Source organism: Planotetraspora silvatica, from assembly GCF_016863315.1.
In the GTDB taxonomy this organism is placed as follows: domain Bacteria; phylum Actinomycetota; class Actinomycetes; order Streptosporangiales; family Streptosporangiaceae; genus Planotetraspora; species Planotetraspora silvatica.
Genome location: NZ_BOOQ01000019.1, coordinates 39,889 through 56,939 on the forward strand (window position 1 = coordinate 39,889; position 17,051 = coordinate 56,939).

General features: G+C 70.6%; 19 protein-coding genes. 7 read left to right on the plus strand and 12 right to left on the minus strand.

Annotated elements, in window-relative coordinates; all coding sequences use genetic code 11:
• Window positions 1–2: 2 nt before the first annotated feature.
• Together Psi02_RS14820 and Psi02_RS14825 are read right to left on the minus strand one after the other, a co-directional pair.
• Window positions 3–575: a nucleosidase gene (locus Psi02_RS14820; RefSeq protein ID WP_203974491.1), complete on the minus strand. Its 573-nt coding sequence runs from the start codon at window positions 573–575 to the stop codon at window positions 3–5.
• 154 nt (window positions 576–729) lie between these two features.
• Complete coding sequence (locus Psi02_RS14825) at window positions 730–1,674, minus strand: helix-turn-helix transcriptional regulator (RefSeq protein WP_203974492.1); 945 nt, start codon at window positions 1,672–1,674, stop codon at window positions 730–732.
• Between the two features lie 103 nt (window positions 1,675–1,777).
• On the opposite strand from Psi02_RS14825, the gene Psi02_RS14830 reads away from it, so the two are divergent.
• The 3 genes from Psi02_RS14830 to Psi02_RS14840 all read left to right on the plus strand — a co-directional run bounded on the left by Psi02_RS14830 (window position 1,778) and on the right by Psi02_RS14840 (window position 4,335).
• Entirely contained in the window at window positions 1,778–2,611 is an 834-nt protein-coding gene (locus tag Psi02_RS14830) for an NAD(P)H-binding protein (RefSeq protein WP_203974493.1), read from the plus strand.
• Window positions 2,612–2,675: 64 nt separating this feature from the next.
• Entirely contained in the window at window positions 2,676–3,311 is a 636-nt protein-coding gene (locus tag Psi02_RS14835; RefSeq protein ID WP_203974494.1) for a hypothetical protein, read from the plus strand.
• Between the two features lie 139 nt (window positions 3,312–3,450).
• Window positions 3,451–4,335, plus strand: coding sequence for a hypothetical protein (locus Psi02_RS14840; protein WP_203974495.1), 885 nt, complete (start codon window positions 3,451–3,453; stop codon window positions 4,333–4,335).
• Between the two features lie 83 nt (window positions 4,336–4,418).
• On the opposite strand, the gene Psi02_RS14845 is transcribed toward Psi02_RS14840, so the two are convergent.
• The 3 genes from Psi02_RS14845 to Psi02_RS14855 form a co-directional block, all read right to left on the minus strand.
• The gene (locus Psi02_RS14845; RefSeq protein WP_203974496.1) at window positions 4,419–4,916 is read right to left on the minus strand and encodes a GNAT family N-acetyltransferase; all 498 of its coding nucleotides are present in this window, start codon (window positions 4,914–4,916) and stop codon (window positions 4,419–4,421) included.
• A 275-nt stretch (window positions 4,917–5,191) separates the two neighbouring features.
• On the minus strand, window positions 5,192–5,524 hold the full coding sequence (locus Psi02_RS14850; RefSeq protein WP_239094923.1) for a tetratricopeptide repeat protein: 333 nt from the start codon (window positions 5,522–5,524) through the stop codon (window positions 5,192–5,194).
• A gap of 88 nt (window positions 5,525–5,612) precedes the next feature.
• Window positions 5,613–6,470 (minus strand): alpha/beta fold hydrolase, encoded by an 858-nt coding sequence (locus Psi02_RS14855; RefSeq protein WP_203974499.1) that lies wholly within the window; start codon window positions 6,468–6,470, stop codon window positions 5,613–5,615.
• A 239-nt stretch (window positions 6,471–6,709) separates the two neighbouring features.
• Here Psi02_RS14855 and Psi02_RS14860 point away from each other — a divergent pair, with 239 nt between their 5' ends.
• Entirely contained in the window at window positions 6,710–7,483 is a 774-nt protein-coding gene (locus Psi02_RS14860) for an SDR family NAD(P)-dependent oxidoreductase (RefSeq protein ID WP_203974500.1), read from the plus strand.
• A 17-nt stretch (window positions 7,484–7,500) separates the two neighbouring features.
• On the opposite strand, the gene Psi02_RS14865 is transcribed toward Psi02_RS14860, so the two are convergent.
• Both Psi02_RS14865 and Psi02_RS14870 read right to left on the minus strand, forming a co-directional pair.
• A complete protein-coding gene (locus Psi02_RS14865; protein WP_203974501.1) occupies window positions 7,501–8,310 on the minus strand; it encodes an ion transporter in 810 nt (269 codons plus the stop codon).
• Between the two features lie 114 nt (window positions 8,311–8,424).
• A complete protein-coding gene (locus Psi02_RS14870) occupies window positions 8,425–9,510 on the minus strand; it encodes a mandelate racemase/muconate lactonizing enzyme family protein (protein ID WP_203974502.1) in 1,086 nt (361 codons plus the stop codon).
• A gap of 128 nt (window positions 9,511–9,638) precedes the next feature.
• Between Psi02_RS14870 and Psi02_RS14875 the strand changes: the two genes are divergently transcribed.
• Window positions 9,639–10,307 carry a GntR family transcriptional regulator gene (locus tag Psi02_RS14875; protein WP_203974503.1) on the plus strand — a complete coding sequence of 223 codons (669 nt, stop codon included), beginning with the start codon at window positions 9,639–9,641 and terminating at the stop codon, window positions 10,305–10,307.
• A gap of 172 nt (window positions 10,308–10,479) precedes the next feature.
• Window positions 10,480–11,490, plus strand: coding sequence for a YihY/virulence factor BrkB family protein (locus tag Psi02_RS14880; RefSeq protein ID WP_239094895.1), 1,011 nt, complete (start codon window positions 10,480–10,482; stop codon window positions 11,488–11,490).
• Between the two features lie 21 nt (window positions 11,491–11,511).
• Here Psi02_RS14880 and Psi02_RS14885 read toward each other — a convergent pair whose 3' ends face one another.
• Together Psi02_RS14885 and Psi02_RS14890 are read right to left on the minus strand one after the other, a co-directional pair.
• The gene (locus tag Psi02_RS14885) at window positions 11,512–11,697 is read right to left on the minus strand and encodes a hypothetical protein (protein WP_203974504.1); all 186 of its coding nucleotides are present in this window, start codon (window positions 11,695–11,697) and stop codon (window positions 11,512–11,514) included.
• A gap of 64 nt (window positions 11,698–11,761) precedes the next feature.
• Complete coding sequence (locus tag Psi02_RS14890; protein ID WP_203974505.1) at window positions 11,762–12,607, minus strand: sulfurtransferase; 846 nt, start codon at window positions 12,605–12,607, stop codon at window positions 11,762–11,764.
• Between the two features lie 101 nt (window positions 12,608–12,708).
• On the opposite strand from Psi02_RS14890, the gene Psi02_RS14895 reads away from it, so the two are divergent.
• Entirely contained in the window at window positions 12,709–13,248 is a 540-nt protein-coding gene (locus Psi02_RS14895; RefSeq protein ID WP_203974506.1) for a MarR family winged helix-turn-helix transcriptional regulator, read from the plus strand.
• A gap of 26 nt (window positions 13,249–13,274) precedes the next feature.
• On the opposite strand, the gene Psi02_RS14900 is transcribed toward Psi02_RS14895, so the two are convergent.
• Genes Psi02_RS14900 through Psi02_RS14910 form a run of 3 tightly spaced genes read right to left on the minus strand, consistent with a single transcriptional unit; the run spans window position 13,275 to window position 16,917 of the window.
• Window positions 13,275–14,756, minus strand: coding sequence for a glycoside hydrolase family 130 protein (locus Psi02_RS14900; protein WP_203974508.1), 1,482 nt, complete (start codon window positions 14,754–14,756; stop codon window positions 13,275–13,277).
• A 5-nt stretch (window positions 14,757–14,761) separates the two neighbouring features.
• On the minus strand, window positions 14,762–15,781 hold the full coding sequence (locus Psi02_RS14905) for a glycosyltransferase (RefSeq protein ID WP_239094897.1): 1,020 nt from the start codon (window positions 15,779–15,781) through the stop codon (window positions 14,762–14,764).
• On the minus strand, window positions 15,778–16,917 hold the full coding sequence (locus tag Psi02_RS14910; protein ID WP_203974509.1) for a glycosyltransferase: 1,140 nt from the start codon (window positions 16,915–16,917) through the stop codon (window positions 15,778–15,780). Before Psi02_RS14910 ends, Psi02_RS14905 begins: the two co-directional genes overlap by 4 nt.
• Window positions 16,918–17,051 lie beyond the last annotated feature (134 nt).

Genomic DNA, 17,051 nt, shown 5'->3' on the forward strand with positions numbered 1-17,051 from the left:
GGTCAGGCGAGGTGCTTGACCGCCCAGTCGTGCAGAGCACGGGCGGAGTCCACCACGGACTCGCGCCAGGTCTTCGCGGCGCCCTCCCCCGCGTCGTCGCTGACGTGCTTGACCAGGCGGATGGGAACGCCCGCCTGCTGGGCGACGGCGGCCAGGGCGTAGCCCTCCATGTCGACCAGATCGGCGCGGGCGGCGAGCGCGTCCCGCGCGGTGTCGTCCGCGATGAAGGAGTCGCCGGTCGCGAGGACGGGTCCCTCGACGGACAGCGTCAGGGGAGCTCCATAGGTCTCACCGGTGAGGCTGCGCAGGACGGCCGTATCGAGATCATGCTGGAAAACGGTGCTCACCTCGTGGGTTCCCGTCCAGCCGGGACGCAGCGCCCCCGCGGTTCCCAAGTTGATCACCGAGGACGGCAGGGGGCCTCTGCCCAGCACGCCCGCCAGCGCGGACGCCGCGTTGACCTTCCCCATGCCTGTCAGCAGCACCGGCAGGCCCCCGTCCAGGAACTGCGCCTCCTGCTGGACGGCGAGGACGAGAAGGGGCCGGTCAGAGGTGATCGTTCCGCTCAGTTCCATAGGAACCACCTTAGAGACGCGTTCATCAGGGTAAACAGCCTGCCCTACCGCCCGGAGGGCACAACGAGGGCGCGGCATCGCTCCCGAGGTGGAAGCTCGCCGGCCTCACGGGCTCGCGCCCGGCGACCGCCGAGCGGCACGTCGACCAGGCCGATCAGTCGTCGCGGCTCGCGTGGGTGAGCCGATGAGCGAGCGCTCGGATGTGGTGTTTGAGTTCGGGTGGATCGAGGACCTCGAAGTCGATGCCCTTGAGCGCGACGTAGAGGGCGATTTTGTCGAGGGATTCGCCGCCGGCGTGGAAGAGGCAACTGCCGGCGTCGCGGTGTTCGAGACGGCCCGCGGTGGGTGACGTGTGTTCGGAGACGATGTCGAGCGGTGCGTGGAACAGGATGGTCGCCCGGTACCGGTATGGGGAAGCGGTAAGGGCGTTGGAGACGTAGGTGTGCACCCCCTCGGCGGGCTCGGGCCGGGGAGTGAAGCGCGGCCCGGGTTGCGGGGCCAGGTCCATGCGGTCGAGGCGGAAGGTGCGCCAGTCGTCGCGGTCGAGGTCGAAGGCGAGCAGGTACCAGCGCCGGCCGGTGTGGATGAGCCGGTACGGCTCGGCGCGGCGGGGGCGTTGCTGGTAGCCGAAGCGGATGCCTTCGTGGGCGCGGCAGGCGGCGGCCAGGGCGGTGAGCAGGTCGGGGTCCACGGTGGGGCCGGGGCCGGTCAGCGGCAGGATGGCCGACTGCATCGCGCCCACGCGGTGGCGCAGCCGGGAGGGCAGGACCTGTTCGAGCTTGGCGAGAGCACGCAGCGAGGTCTCCTCGATCCCGGTGACCGTGCCCGTGGCGGCGGCGCGCAGGCCAATGGCCACGGCGACGGCTTCGTCGTCGTCGAGCAGCAGCGGCGGCAGGGCGGCCCCGACCCCGAGCCGGTACCCGCCGGTGGTCCCGGTGGCGGACTCGACGGGGTAGCCGAGGTCGCGGAGCCGGTCGACGTCGCGGCGGACGGTGCGGGTGGTGACGCCGAGGCGCTCAGCCAGTTCGGCGCCGGGCCAGTCGCGGCGGGATTGGAGCAGGGACAGCAGCCGCAACAGCCGTGCCGAGGTTTCCAGCATCCGCGCGCACTCCCTTCAACTTGAGGACCGAACCTGTCCTCAAGGGTTTCTAGTGTGGCTCGCACCGGGTCACCCGGGAACCCTCGAAGCCAAGGAGAACGTCATGATCCTCGTCACCGGCGCCACTGGTAACGTCGGCCGCCACGTGCTCGACCTGCTGGTCGCCGGCGGCCACGCCGTACGTGCCCTGAGCCGGTCTCCGCAGGAGGCGGTGTGGCCGGCCGAGGTCGATGTCGTCGCCGGCGACCTGGCCGCCCCGGCGTCGCTGGACGCGGCCCTGGCCGGCGTGGAGTCGGTGTTCCTGTTCGCCGTCCCGGGCAGCGGGCCCGCGTTCGTCGCCGCCGCCCAGCGGGCCGGCGTGCGTCGGGTCGTGCTGCTGTCCTCCGGCGGGGTCGACGACGAAGCGGAGGTCCAGGACGGGCCGATCGCCGCCTACCACGCCGAGATTGAGCAAGCCCTGCGCGGCTCCGGCCTGGCGTGGACGTTTCTTCGCCCGGACGTGTTCGCCGCCAACAGCCTGATGTGGGCCGGGCAGACCAGGTCCGGCGACGTGATCCGCGGTGCCCACGCCGAGGCGGCATCCGCGCCGGTGCACGAGGCCGACATCGCCGCGGTCGCCGCGGCCGCCCTCACCGAGGACGGGCATGCCGGTCAGGTGTACCGGCTGACCGGGCCGCAGTCGCTCAGCCACGCCGACCAGGCCGCCATCCTCGGCCGCGCGCTCGGCCGGCCCATCCGCTACGCCGAACTGCCCGCCGAGACCGTGCGTCAGGCGATGAGCGCCCACGTGCCGGGCCCCATCCTGGACAACATCTTCACCACCTGGGCCGCCTCCGTCGGCCGCACCGCACCCACCACCACCGACATCGAGAAGGTCACCGGTCGTCCCGCGCGGAGCTACCACGACTGGGCCCTCGACCACGCCGCCGCGTTCTAGTCCCCGAACCACGCCGCCGCGTTCTACTCCCCACCACCGTCCCGCGTCGAGGAGCAACCGAGAGATGACCCGCGTCTACCTGGAAAAGGGCCGAACGAAAATCGTCGCCTGCGCGCTGGACTGGCCCGGCTGGGCGCGCATCGGCACCACCGAGGACCGCGCCGTGGCCGCGCTGACGACTTACGCCGACCGGTACCGGCTCATGACCGCCGGAGCCGGGCTGTCCTTCGACCCCGGCCCGATCGAGATCGTCGAGACGGTGACCGGCGTCAACACCACCGACTGGGGCGCGCCCGGCGTACCCGTCGCCGAGGACAGCCGGCCCTACCGCGCCGCGGCAGCGGAGCGTACCGCCGCGATTCTGCAGACCGCATGGCGAGCCCTCGACGACCTCGCCGGGTCCGCCCCGGAGACTCTCCGCAAAGGACCCCGCGGCGGCGGACGCGACCGCGACGAGATCGTCGCCCACGTCGTCGACACCGAACGCGCCTATGCCCGCAAAATCGGCATCCGGCACCAGCCGTTCGCGGCCCACGACCGGACCGCGCTGACCGCACTGCGCACCGCGATCCTCGACGTCCTGGGCAACCCGGCCGACGGCGCACCGCTCATCCGCGACGGATGGCCACCGGCCTACGCCGCCCGCCGGTTCGCCTGGCACGTCCTCGACCACGTCTGGGAGATCGAGGACAAGTCCTGACCGTCAACAAGCTCCCTGGCCCACCCCCGGCCAAGTGCCCACCGGCGTCGCGGTGACCACGACCGGCCGTTGCAGCCGGGGCCGCTCGCGTCCGATTCGTTCAAGACGAGCCACAGCACCCACCGATACCGTCGCATTCATGAACGATCGCTTCGCTGCCGGACGGGAGTTCCTCCTGCACGAGGGCAGGCTCCTGGAGCGGCGCCTGTTCGCCACCTGCTTCGAGGGCGCTCCCGGCAACGGGGTTGTCGACGTCCTGAGAGGTTACGCCAACGAGGACGGCGGTTTCGGCCACGGACTCGAACCCGACAAGCGCTGTCCTGCCAGCTTGCCCATCGACGTCGAGGTCGCCCTCCAGACGATGACCGCGGCCCGGACCGTCGATCCGCCGCTGGTGCACGGAGCGTGCGAGTATCTCGCCAAGGTCGCCGCCGACGCGGACTGCCGTGGAGCCGTTCCGCTCGCCTTTCCGGTGATCGAGGCATACCCGAGGGCAGCGCATTGGGCGGAGTGGACCTATCAGCCGGGCCTCAACCCCACCGCCGGGCTCGTCGGCCTGCTCTACCGGCTACGGGTGAACCACCCCTGGATCCCCGCAGCGGCACGGTATTGCTGGGAACAGCTCGACAAGGCGGACCTGCCCACCGACGCTCACGCTTTGAGCGAGGTCCTGGTCTTCCTGGAGCACACCCCGGAGCGCGACCGCGCCCGTTCGATGGCAGCCAAGGTGCGCGAAAGCCTCGTCGAGGCGTCATGGTTCCGTCTCGACCCGGACGACACCAGCTATGGGCTTTCGCCGCTGAACGTCGCGCCTTTCGCCGACAGCCTGTGGCGCAGCCTGTTCGCCGACGAGGTCATCCAGGCGCACCTCGACCGCATGGAGCGCGACCAGCAAGCCGATGGCGGATGGCCGATCGCGTGGGAGCCCCCCGGTCAGGCGGCGCTTCTGGAATGGCGAGGCATCGTCACACTGCAGAGCTTGCGCACCCTGGTGTCCTTCGGCCGGCTCGACCCCCACCATTGACCGTGCCGGACCCGCGCAGAGTTCGAGTCGGCAGGATCCCTGGCGCTCGGCGCAAGGGTGATACGGAGTCAGGTGAGTTGGGGTCAGGTGTGCTGGGGAAGGGCAAGCCAGTCCTGCCAGGAGATGTCACGGCCCAGGTAGCGGGGCCGCCGGAACGGCCAGTCGGCGACGATCCACTGCGGCACCAGCGTGTCCAGCGCACGCTCCACCGCGCTGCCGAGCAGTTCGTCCACCACCCACCAGGAGATCTCTCCGTCCGCGCCGACCCGCTCGGGCGGGTCGATGTAGACGCAGCCGAGGATGGCGGTCTCCGCCGCGTCGAACAGCGCGTAGTTGAAGGACTGGTGGGCAGCTATCTCCTGCTCATGCCGGAGGAGATCCACACGGTCCTCCTCGTAGGTCATCGTCTCCTTTGGCCAGCCCCAGGCCGGACCGAAGATGCCCCACAGCCGCTCGCGGGAGCCCATCACGGCCGGGTAGTCGAGCTCGGTATCGGCCTCCCTGATCGGCCGCAGGTGATGCGCGCCGCCGGGCAGCGGAACGTGGACGGGGTGGACGAAACCGTCGGGCAGCCAGCTCATGAGACCGAGGCTAACTACAGGCGCAACCAACTCCATCCGCGGACCACACGTCATGCATGGAGCCGAACGACGTGCATGGCTACCTGAAGGCCGTTGAGCTGCAAAAACGCCTACTCCCACTTCCTGGGGGCAAGGAGTCGCAGGTCAGAGAGGGAGGCTTCACGCTGGAGGGCGTCCAGCGCGCCGGTAGAAGCCTCGTGTTTTCGAGGAGACCGGCGGGCCACGGCCACGCCGGCCTCACACGAGGAACCCCCGATGAGGAGCCCGAGGCCGTCTCAGGCCCCGATGACCAGGTCGGCGGCGGACACGGAGACCTCGATCTCCCGGGTCTCCTCCATCCCCATGGCCAGGGCGAGCTTGTGGTGACGGCGGGCCTCGTCGGCCCGGCCGCGGCGCTCCAGAGTCCGGGCCAGTGCCTCGTGCGCCCAGCCGTTCACCGGGTCCAGCTCCACCAGCGTCCGGAAGGCGTCCTCCGCGCGGCTGAGCTGGGCGCTGTGGAAGTACGCACGCCCCAGCAGTTCGACCACCGCGCGATTGCCCGGATCCCCCTCGGCGATGGGCGCGAGGATACGGCTCGCCTCGGCGTAATCCTTGGCGTCGAAGAACATCTGGCCGCGCTGGAACTCGTCGTAGGACACCGCTTCTCTCCTTCTCCGCGTGGCCGCCGCCGCACCGATGCGGCGCCGCCCGATCCCCTCAACCATCCGCCGTGTCCGCGTCTTCCCGGCCGGACTCCGCTGTCGGGGCGGCCAGGACGTCGGCCAGGACCGCCGCGAACTCGCCGGGACGGGACCAGTAGCCCGTGTGGTCACCCGGGAAGTCGACGACCTGCCTTCCCCACCGGGCGGCCAGGACGGCGGCCGGGCGATAGGGGAATCGTCGCCGCGAGTCGCGGCCGCCGGCCGGCACGATCCGCGCCCGCTGAGCGTCCAATGCCACGAGGTCGGGGCGGTGGCCCGGAGCCTGCCGTACCTCATGACGGAGGAAGTGGTCGAGGTTGCCGGACAGGCGGCCCATGAGCTCGAGGCCGATGCCAGCCGGCCGCTCGAGCGAGTCCGCACCGATGCCGGCCATGAACGATCGCATGGCCGGAGCCGTGCCGTCACGCAGGTAGGTGTCGTAGACGTTCGCGAAGAACCTCCGCCAGTCCGCCGCGTCCGGCAGCACCTCGGCGAGGGGCGGCTCGTGCGCGATCAGCCGGGTGACCAGGTCGGGGCTCCGGCTCATGAGGGCGAGCCCGACCACGGCGCCCGCACTGCTACCGAAGACCTGAGACGGTCCCCCGGCGACGGCCTCCAGGAGGCGACGCGCGTCATCCGCATGCGTCTCGCTCCATCCGGCCGGCTGCGGGCCGTCCAGCGTGCTGCGGGAGAACCCGCGCCGGTCGTAGCTGATGACGGTGTGACGGCCGGCGAGCAGGTCCGCGACGGCGTCGAAGAGCTCGGCGTCGCCGTTGCTCCCGGGGATCATCAGGAGGGCGGGCCCGTGGCCGCGCACCTCATAGTGCAGGCGAGCCCCGGGCACCTCCAGGGTGTTCGTCGTCGAAGGGGGCATGACATCGTCCTCCGATAGCTTACTTGCCGACAGGTAAGCAGATTACTGACCGGCCGTCAAGTAAGTATCGGTTCGACATGGTTTCGCCCTGCTTCAGAAAGTGGCGTTGACCCTGGCACCCCGCGGGCACCATCGGGCTCGTCGGCTCGAACCCGGGCCTCGTCTCCGGGCACCCCACTCCCGCACGTGGCCGGTCCGGTCACCGGCGGCCGGGTGCATGACCAATAAGGATCACGGCCATGGCCACTCCCGTCGTACTCGTCACCGGGGCGCTGACCGGCATCGGCCGCGCGACCGCTTTCGTCTTCGCGAAGAACGGCGCGAAACTCGTCGTCTCAGGACGGCGCGAGGACGCCGGCGAGGCCCTGGTCGGTGAACTGCGCGCACTCGGCACGGAGGCGGAGTTCGTGCGCGCCGACGTACGTCACGAAGCGGAGGTCGAAGGCCTGATAGATCAGGCGGTCGAGCGGTTCGGCCGGCTCGACGTCGCCGTCAACAACGCGGGGACGGAGGGCCGGGTCGCCCCGATCGTCGAGCAGACCCCCGAGAGCTACGCGGACACCTTCGACACCAACGTGCTCGGCACGCTGCTGAGCATGAAGCACGAGTTCCGGGTGATGCTGGCCCAAGGCGGTGGAAGCATCGTCAACATCACGTCCATCTACGGCGAGATCGGACTGCCCTCGGCCTCGGTCTACGTCGGCAGCAAACACGCCGTCATCGGCCTGACCAGGGTCGCGGCCCTCGAAGGAGCCGCGTCCGGCATCCGCGTCAACGCGGTGGCCCCGGGATTCACCGAGACCGCCATGATGCAGCGCACCACGGGCACCGACGAGGTGAGGTCGGCGGTCCTGGAGGTCATCCCCCAGCGCCGTTTCGGCCGCCCCGACGAGATCGGGGCCGCCATCGCCCTGCTCGCGTCCGACGCGTGCTCCTATCTGACCGGACAGGTCATCACGGTGGACGGTGGCCTCACCGCGGGCTGGCCTCTCACGTCGGAGAAACAGGCGTAGGCCACCTCACCCGGGCGTCATCGGCTGAGCGCGGCCCCTTCCTGTTCCCGCCGCGAGTCGCGAAGCTCCGCCCGTAATGCCTTGAGTTCGGCCATGACGCCCTCGATGGTGTGCTGCTCGGCCTGCCGGGCCTCGTCGGCCTCCCTGGCGTGGTCGTCCTCCATCGCCCGAACGACGACGGCGATGAACAGGTTGAGCACGACGAAGGTGCAGATCAGGATGAAGATGACGAAGAAGATCCAGGCAGCGGGATGGACGGCCATGACCTCGCGGGCGACGTCCGACCACGCCTCCCCGGTCATCACCTGGAACAGGGTGAACAACGAGGTGCCCAGGTCACCGAAGTAGTGCGGGGTGGTGGCCGCGAACAGTTTGGTGGAGATCACCGCGGCGACGTAGAGGACCAGGCTGAGCAGCACGGCGATCGAGGCCATGCCGGGCACCGCGGCGAGCAGCGCCGAAACGACGCGCCGCAGGCTGGGCACCACGGAGATCAGCCGCAGTGCTCTCATGATCCGCAGCGCACGGAGCACCGACAACTCGCCGGAATGCGGCAGGAGGGAGGTGCCGATGATCACGCTGTCGAAGATGTTCCACGGGTCGCGCAGGAACTTCATCCGGTAGACGTACACCTTGGCCAGGAGTTCGGCCACGAAGACGTACAGCGCCACGTGGTCGACGAGCCTGAGCAGGCTCCCGTGGCGGCTCATCAGTGCGGGTGACGTCTCCAGTCCCAGCGTCGCCGCGTTGATCAAGATCACTACGGTGATCACGTGCTGGGTTCGCGGGGCTTCCACTACGGTGCGAACTCGGTCGCGCCAGGCCACGGGGACTCCTGATTCATGCCCGGGTGCAGATGGTCACGTGTGATCGTAGTGAGGTCACGGCGTCACTTGATCACCGGCCAGGCGAGGCCTCCGGCGCCGGCGCGGTCCGCGTGCTCATCCGACCCTCCGGTCGTCGATCCCGTCGCGGTCCCACTCGATGCCGAGTCCGGGGGCGGCCGGCGCCAGGGCCTGCCCGTCCGCCACCTCGATCTCCCCGCGGGTGATCGCCCGCAACTGCGGGATGTGCTCCAGGTAGCCGCTGTTCGGCACCGCGCAGCACAGGCTCACGTGCAGCTCCATCAGGAAGTGCGGGCAGACCGGCACGTTGTACGCCTCTGCCAGGTGCGCGACCTTCAGCCAGGGGGTGATCCCGCCGATGCGGGCCACGTCGACCTGGACGATGCCGGCCGCGCCCCGGTGCAGGTACTCGCGGAACTGCGCCACCGAGTACAGCGACTCGCCGACGGCGACCGGGATCGAGCTCGCCGCCGCCAGCGTCTCGTGCCCGGAGACGTCGTCGCCCGGCAGCGGCTCCTCGAACCAGTACGGGTCCGCCGGTTCCAGCAGCCGTGCCCGCCGTACGGCCTCGGCCGCCGTGAGCGACTGGTTGGCGTCGATCATCAGGTCGAAGTGGGGCCCCACCGCCGCGCGTACGGCGGCCAGCCGCTCGGCGTCCTCCACCGGCGAACGGCCGATCTTCAGCTTGGCTCCGCGCCAGCCCGCGCCCTGGCTCGCCTTCGCGCCGGCGATCAGCTCGTCCGTGCTCAGGTGCAACCAGCCGCCCTCGGTGTCGTAGAGCGGGATGCGGTCCTTCGCGCCTCCCGCGAGCACCCACAACGGCTGACCGGCGTCGCGGCACCGCCAGTCCCACAGGGCCGTGTCCACGGCGGCCAGGGCCAGCGACGTGATCGCGCCCACGGTGGTGGCCCGGGTCGCGGCGAACAGGTCGTGCCACACCGCCTCCACCCGGCGGGGGTCCGCGCCGACCAGCCGGGGTGACAGATAGTCGCGCAGAAGGGCGAGCACGGCCGTGCCGCCGGTGCCGATCGTGTAGGAGTAACCGGTTCCGGCGCCGCCGTCGTCGGTCCTGATCTCGACGAAGACGGTCTCCTGCTTCAGGAACGACTGGACCGCGTCGGTGCGTACGGTCTCGACCTCCAGGTCGACGAGATACGCCTCGACATGACTGATCGTGGGCAACGAAGCTCCTCGCGGGGACGTGATTTCGTGATCCTATAGGATATTTCATGGATGAATAGCCGCCCGCCCTTCGGACCGTCAAGGCTTAACATTCATGAAATTGAGCCGACAGCCGGGAGGAAGCCCGAATGGCACGCTCCGAACCGATCCGATTCCGGCGCTCGACGCTGGGCGAGGACGTGTACGAGACGCTCAAGGGCCTGGTGCTCGAGCACAGCCTGTCCCCCGGCGACCGGATCAACATCGATGCTCTGGCCCGCGAGTTCGCGGTGTCGCCCACTCCGATCCGCGAGGCGCTGGCCCGCCTCGAGGCGGACGGCCTCGTGCGCAAGCGGCCCCTCGTTGGCTACACGGTGAGCCCTCTGCTCACCCGTGCCGAGTTCACCGACATGTTCGAGATGCGCCTGCTGCTGGAGTGCGCCGCGACGCGGTGGGCGGCTGAGCGCACCGACGCGGCGCGCCGATCGGCGATCACCGCCGAGGCGGCCACGACGGTCGCGCCCGAGGAGGACGACCCGGACGGCTGGCACGCCGCGTTCACGCTCCTCGACGCGCGGTTCCACGACCTCATCGCCGAGGCGTCCGGCAACGATCTGCTCCGCGACGGCATCAACCGGCTGCACGCACACCTGCACCTGCATCGGCGCTACTTCCCCTACGCCCAGGCGGGCGCGACCATCGAGGAGCATCAGCGCATCGCCGCCGCCATCGAGGCCGCGGATCCGGACGGCGCCGAGGCAGCCATGCGGGAACACCTGACCCGGGCGCGCGAGCGCCATCTGCCGGCGTTCGATTGAGAATCGCGTACGGCGTATCGCGGCGGAGCGGCAGACGGGCCGCCGACGACGGCGCAGATCGCAAATCCGGCGTAACGGCCTACTCCGGATGTTCGACACGTCCTCCCCCGGGCAGCGGAAGCCGATACGGACACCGCCGGCCCGGAACGCGCCCGGGCGGCCGGTGAACCCGATGGCGGAAGTGAGGACGGACATGGGAACCGCGACCACGGTGCCGGAGACCCGGGGCATGGCCGGAGAGGAGCTTTCCGCCGACGACGCCTACGCCACCATCAAGCGGTACGGCGGCTGGCGACTGATCCACGACTCGTATGTGCGGTTCAGGTACGGCGACGGCGTCAGCAACGCACGCGCCCTGGCATTCCAGGTCTGTCTGGCGATCATCCCCGGGGCCATCGCCGTCGTGGGCCTCAGCTCGGTGCTCGACCACGCGGACATCGGCCGGGTCCTCGAGCTCACGCTCCGCCGCCTCACACCGGGAGGTGGTTCCCAGATCGTCGAGGAGACGTTGTCGCCGGGCCGGCGTGGGGTGGGTGGGGAGACTCTCGCCCTGTGGTTCGGCCTGGTGACCGCCCTCGTGTCGCTCACGAGCGCGATGGCCCAGTTCGAGCGCGGCGCCAACCGCATCTACGGCATCGAGCGCGACCGGCCGTTCCGGCGCAAGTACGGCAAGGCGCTGCTGATGGCGGTGACGGCGGGCCTCCTCATGGTGGTCGGCCTGGTGATCCTCGTCGGCGGCGCGGCCGCCGGGGAGGCGGCGGCCGCGGTTTACGGCTGGGGTGACACCGCCCGAGCGGTCTGGCAGTGGCTGCGCTGGCCCGTCGGGTTCCTGCTCGCCGTCCTGTCGATCTCCGTGCTGTTCCGCTCGTCACCGAGACGTCGCCAGCCGGCCCACACGTGGCTCGCGGTCGGCGCGACCGTCGCCGTCCTGCTATGGATGTCGCTCACCTACCTGCTGTCCCTCTACATGGCAAGCAGCGGGACCTTCGGAGCGATGTACGGCCCGCTCACCGCGGTCATGGCGCTGTTGTTGTGGTCGTTCCTCACCTCGACGGCCCTGCTGCTGGGCATGGCGTTCGCCGCCCAACTGGAGGCGTGCAGGACCGGCCGGAGTGAGCCGGCGACACCCGATCCCTCCCTCGCGCCGCAGGAGGAGGGCCGGGCCGCGGCCCACGCCCGATGAGCCGATCGGCAGGCAGGGTGATCAAGCGTCCAGCACCATGAGGACGACGAGGCCGACGAGGTGGAGCACCACGACGAACGCGATGAGGAAGATGAACACGAACTTGGCGGGTCCGTGCTCGAAGTCCTTCCCCTCCTTCAGCGGGGGTCTCAGCGCCTGCCGATCGGCGATCCGCTCCTCCAGCGACTTCCTCTTCTGACGAGGCATGACAGTTCCCTTGGTGTCGTGAGTACTCATCCGGCCGCCCGCGTATGCCAGTGCGGGCGGCGGTTCACGAGGCGGCGGATCCGCGCTCGACGGGTGCGCCCACGAGTGAGCCGTACTCGACCCATGAGCCGTCGTAGTTCTTGACTCCCGGCCGGTCGAGCAGCTCACTCAGCACGAACCACGTGTGGGCGCTGCGCTCGCCGATGCGGCAGTAGACGATGGTCTCCCCTGCCTCCAGGTCGATCGACGCCTCGCCGTACAGGCTGCGGAGCTGTTCGTCCGACTTGAACGTGCCGTCGTCGTTGGCGGCCTTGGACCACGGGACGTTCTTGGCCGTGGGGACGTGGCCGGCCACCTGAGGCTGCTCCTGCGGGAAGTGCGCGGGGGCGAGGATCCGGCCGGAGAACTCGTCCGGGGACCGGACGTCGACGATCGTCTTGGTGCCGATGGAGGCGATGACCTCGTCACGGAAGGCACGGATCGAGGCGTCGGGCTCCTGGGCGCGGTAGTCGGTGGCGGGGCGCGCGAGCGGCTCGCCGGACAGCTCGCGACCGTCGAGCTCCCACTTCTTGCGTCCGCCGTCGAGCAGGCGGACGTCGCGGTGGCCGTAGATCTTGAAGTACCAGTAGGCGTAGGCGGCGAACCAGTTGTTGTTGCCTCCGTAGAGGATGACGGTGTCGTCGTTCGCGATGCCCTTGCGCGACAGCAGGGCCTCGAATCCGCTCTTGTCGATGAAGTCGCGGCGGATCGGGTCCTGGAGGTCGTCCCTCCAGTCGATCTTCACTGCTCCCCGGATGTGGTTCCTGTCGTACGCCCTGGTGTCTTCGTCGACCTCGACCAGGACGACGCCGGAGTCGTGGAGGCGCTCCAGGACCCAGGCGGCGTCGACGAGCACGTTGGAGCGGGTCATGGGTTCTCTCTCCGACGATGGGGGACGGCATCGGTGACGGATGCCGGTGACGGCGGCCACATAGTTAGTGCACTAACTGTTTGCACACTAACTGTTATAGCATGGCAGTCCGCTGCCCATGGAGGTGCCTCTTGAGTGACCTTGGCGACATTCCTGACCCGCTGGCCCTGGAGAATCAGGTGTGCTTCGCCTTGGCCGTCGCCTCGCGGACTGTGATCGCGGTCTACCGCCCTTTGCTGGAGCCGATGGGGCTGACCCATCCCCAGTACCTGGTGATGCTGGCGTTGTGGCAACACGCGCCGTTGTCGGTCAAGGACCTCAGCCGGTTGCTCCAGTTGGAGCCCGCCACGCTCTCACCGCTGCTCAAGCGCCTTGAGGCCAACGGGTTCGTCCACCGTCTGCGCGCCAGCGACGACGAGCGCTCTCTCGCGGTGACCCTCACCCCGGCCGGCCGGCGGTTGCGCGACGAGGCCGAGAAGATCCCCGCGACGATCGTCGGGCGTCTGGAAATGGAGCCGGCCGAGCTTCAGCATCTCCACCGGATGCTGACGCAGGTGATCGCCGCCGCCAACAAGGCCAACACGGCCAACAACGCCAACCACTCCCACCAGGCCGTCCGCGGGCAGGCGCCGGCCTCGTAAGGAGCTCGCGCGCCGCGTCGCCGGCCTCATGCCGCGCGCATCGACCGGATGAGGTTCTCCAGCCGGATGTGGGCGAAGCCGATCCGGGCGTCGGCGGCGCCGTACGGCACCCAGAGGGTGCCCTCATGCACGAGGCCGCCACAGGAGTAGACGACGTTGGGGACGTAGCCTTCGCGTTCGGCGGGGCCGGGGGCGAGGAGCGCGCCGGGGAGTTCGGCGACGACGCGTTCGGGGGCGTGCAGGTCCAGCAGGAGGGCCCCGATGGAGTAGCGGCGCATCGGGCCGACGCCGTGGGTGAGGACGAGCCACCCCTGCTCGGTCTCGATGGGCGAGCCGCAGTTGCCGACCTGGATCAGTTCCCAGCCGTGGACCGGGCGGTGCAATGGCGTCGGGCTTCGCCAGCGGTTGTGCTCGTCCAGGGAGGTCAGGCCGATGGTCTCGCCGTCGGAGCGGCACAGGGCCAGGCTCCGGCCCGCGACCGGGCGCGGGAACAGGGCCAGGCCCTTGTTCGCCGCTGCGGGGCCGCGCATGGGGGTGATCTCGAAATGGCGCAGGTCGTCACTGGCCAGCATCCGGGAGTGGATGTGCCGCCCGTCATAGGCGGTGTAGGTGGCCCGGTAGGACGGGACGCCGTCCTCACCGACCACTTGGACGAAGCGGGCGTCCTCCATGCCCTGGCTCTCGGCCGCCGTGGCGGGCCACAGGACGCGCCGGTCCAGGGGCACCTCGGCGGGGAAGGACACCGCGTAGTCGGCGGCGATCACGCGGCGCAGCGTCTCCAGCGTGCGGTGCGTGGTGGTGCGGGAGATCAGGTCGCCGGGGAGTCGCGCGACGGCGCTTTCGAAGTCGTCGTCGTCGAAGAGTTCGGGGAGGGAGCCCAGAACGGTGGCGGAGACCTCGTCGTCCCAGTCCTCGTCGGCGAGCCCGGCTTCGAGCAGATCGCGCCGGTGGCGGGTGGCCCCGCGCCGGCCGACGGCCAGCGGCCCGGTGCGGTCGCCGACGGCCAGCGCGGTGCCGGGGCCGATCAGCGCGGTGGCGAACCCGATGGAGGACAGGTGTCCCTCGCCGATCTGGCGCACGCTGATCGCCACCCGGAGCCGCCCCGGCCCCAGCTCCGACTGGTCGGGGTGGGCCACCATCGATGGATTGCACAGCGCGGCGGCCTCGACCGCGTACTCGTGGCTGAAGTAGGCGCCGACCAGGAGCCGTACCGCCGGCGCGACCTCGACGTCTTGCGGCACCCGATGCCGGACCAGGTCGTAATGGTGCAGGAAGGTCGCCGGCAGGTCGTGGTGGCGCTCACCGAAGCGGCGCAGCGTCTCCTCCAGCATCACGCCGGCCTCGTCCTCGTCCAGATTCCTGATCCGGTCGATCAGGCCTGCCGCGCGGCTGCGGGCCAGCGCGGCGTCCTCTCCGGGGACGAACAGTTTGATGATCACTCGGCGCGGGTCGGGGGTGAGCGTCAGGTCCAGGCGGGCGGCCAGGTCCTGGGGCAGGCGCGCGTTCATGTCGGTCATAACAGCTCTCTGGCGTGCTGCATGGTGGAGATCAAGGCGATGGTCGACTCGGCGCCCTGGTTGAGATTGGGACCGTGCGCGGTGAGGCCGTCGTAGCCGCCTCCGGTCTCCGGGTCCCCCATGGGGGTGCCCTGATCGTTGGCGCCGTCGAACCAGGCGACCGCCTGGCGGACGCGTTCGAGCCACGCGTCGTCGCCGGTGACGGCGGCGGCGGTGACGCAGGCGTCCGCGAGGGCGGCGACCTCGATGGGCTGCTGGTCATAGCGGGCCCGCGGCCCCTCCTCCCTGTACCAGCCGCCGGCGGGGACGACCGACAACACGCCGTCCCGGCTCTGAACGTCGCAGAGCCAGCCGAGCGCCCGCAGGCCTCCGGCGAGCGCCGTACGGTCCCCGGCGTGGTGCGCCGCGGCGATGAGCACCTCGGCGAGGGCGGCGTTGGCGTAGGTCAGCCGCTGCTCCGGCCACGGCCAGTCCGGGTCCTCGGCGAGCACGCCGACCGCGACGGCCGCGTCGCCGAGCAGGGCCGAGGCCTCCGCGTGGTCCGGGTGGGCGCGCAGCACCTCCGCGGCGCCGAGACCGGCGAAGGCCATCGCCCGGCGGTGCGGCGACCGGCGGGCCGACCCCCGGGTGAAGGCGAAGAGCGCCTCCTCGCGGATCCACCGGGCCGGGTCGCGGGCGGCGGCGGTGCCGAGGCCCCACAGCGCGCGCCCCCACCAGTCGCCCAGGCCGGGCTGGTCGCTCCAGCGCCGGTCGAAGGCGAGCCGGTTGCGGAACGCCCCGGAGGGGTCCTGGGCATGGGTGAGGAAGGCGAGGTAGGTGTCCGCGAGCCGCCCCACCTCGAGCGGCCGGCTCGGCTCCCGGGATGCGACGACGAGACCGCGGGCGACGTCGTCGGTGCAGTAGCCGTGCTCGCGGCGTACGACTGAGTGCCGGGCATGCTCGAACAATCCGGTGTCGTCGCTCAGCCGGATCAGGTGCTCGAACAGGCCGTCGTCTACGGGCCGGACGAGCGTCACCCGGTGGCCACGATCGCGACGGCCTGGCGTGCGGCGAGTAGGTCATGGGCCAGGTCCGCGTACCGGGCGGCGACCGCGGGCCACATCAGGGTCGGCGCCAGCTCGCGGGTACGGCCGGCCAGGGCGTCGGCGAGGCCGGGTTCGGTGAGGACACGCCGGACGGCGGCGGCCAGCGCCTCGGGGTCCTGGTGCGGCACGATCAGGCCGGGCCCCCCGGTGAGCATCTCGACCGCATGGGGGAAGGCCGTGGCGACGATCGGGATGCCGGCCGAGACCGCCTCGATGAGGACGCCGGAGGTGACCTGCTCGGGCGAGTCGTAGGGCAGCAGGACGACGTCGGCCGAGCGGATCAACCGCCCCAGCGTGGCCTGGTCGCGGTAGACGGGGTCGTACCGGACCGAGGTGGAGACGCCGAGCCGGGCGCCGAGCCGGTACAGCCGGTTGCGGTAGGCCTCACCCTGGTGCTCGAGCACCTTGGGGTGGGTCTTGCCGGCGACGGTGTAGGTGGGCGGCGGGGTGAGGTCGCCCAGCAGGGCGAGCGCCCGCAGCGCCCACTCGATGCCCTTGCCGGGACCGATCAGACCCCAGGTGAGCAGGTGCGGCCGCAGGCGGTGCCGGGACGGGACGCCGCGGTGGTCGGCGGCACCGTGCGGAATGACGGAGATCTTGCCCGGTGTGACGTGATATCCCGCGAGCAGCCGGTCCCTGGCGGTGGCGGTCATGGTGACGACCGCCCCGGCGGCTTCGACGATCTGCTCGAGCAGCCGTCTCTGGCGCGGGGTGGGATGGGTCAGGACGGTGTGCAGCACGACGATGCTCGGCACGGCGAGGCTGCGCAGCAGCGGCAGCACATCCTGGCCGTCGGCTCCGGGATAGATGCCGTACTCGTGCTGGACGACGGCGACGTCGAACCGTTCGAGGGAGGCGGCCGCGGCCTGCCACCCGCCGGTCCGGCTCGGTGACCAGGTGTGGACGACCCCGGCGGCGGGCGTCTCGTCCTCGCCGTCGGTGGTGACGCGGACGACGCCGGTCATCATGCCGTCCCGGGCCAATTGGGCGGCCAGGGCCGAGTTGAAGGTGGCGAGGCCGCACTGGGTCGGCGGATGGGTGCTGAGGAATCCGTATGAGCAGGCCACGTGGCTGGGCCCTTCCGGTCGTCGGCCGCTCCCGGGTCACGGGAACGCGCCTCACGCGGTGAAGACGTCCATCGCCCAGCGTGTGTGGAGGGATGGAAGCGGGCCTGAAACCGGGCCGTCCTCCTGCGGTGCCG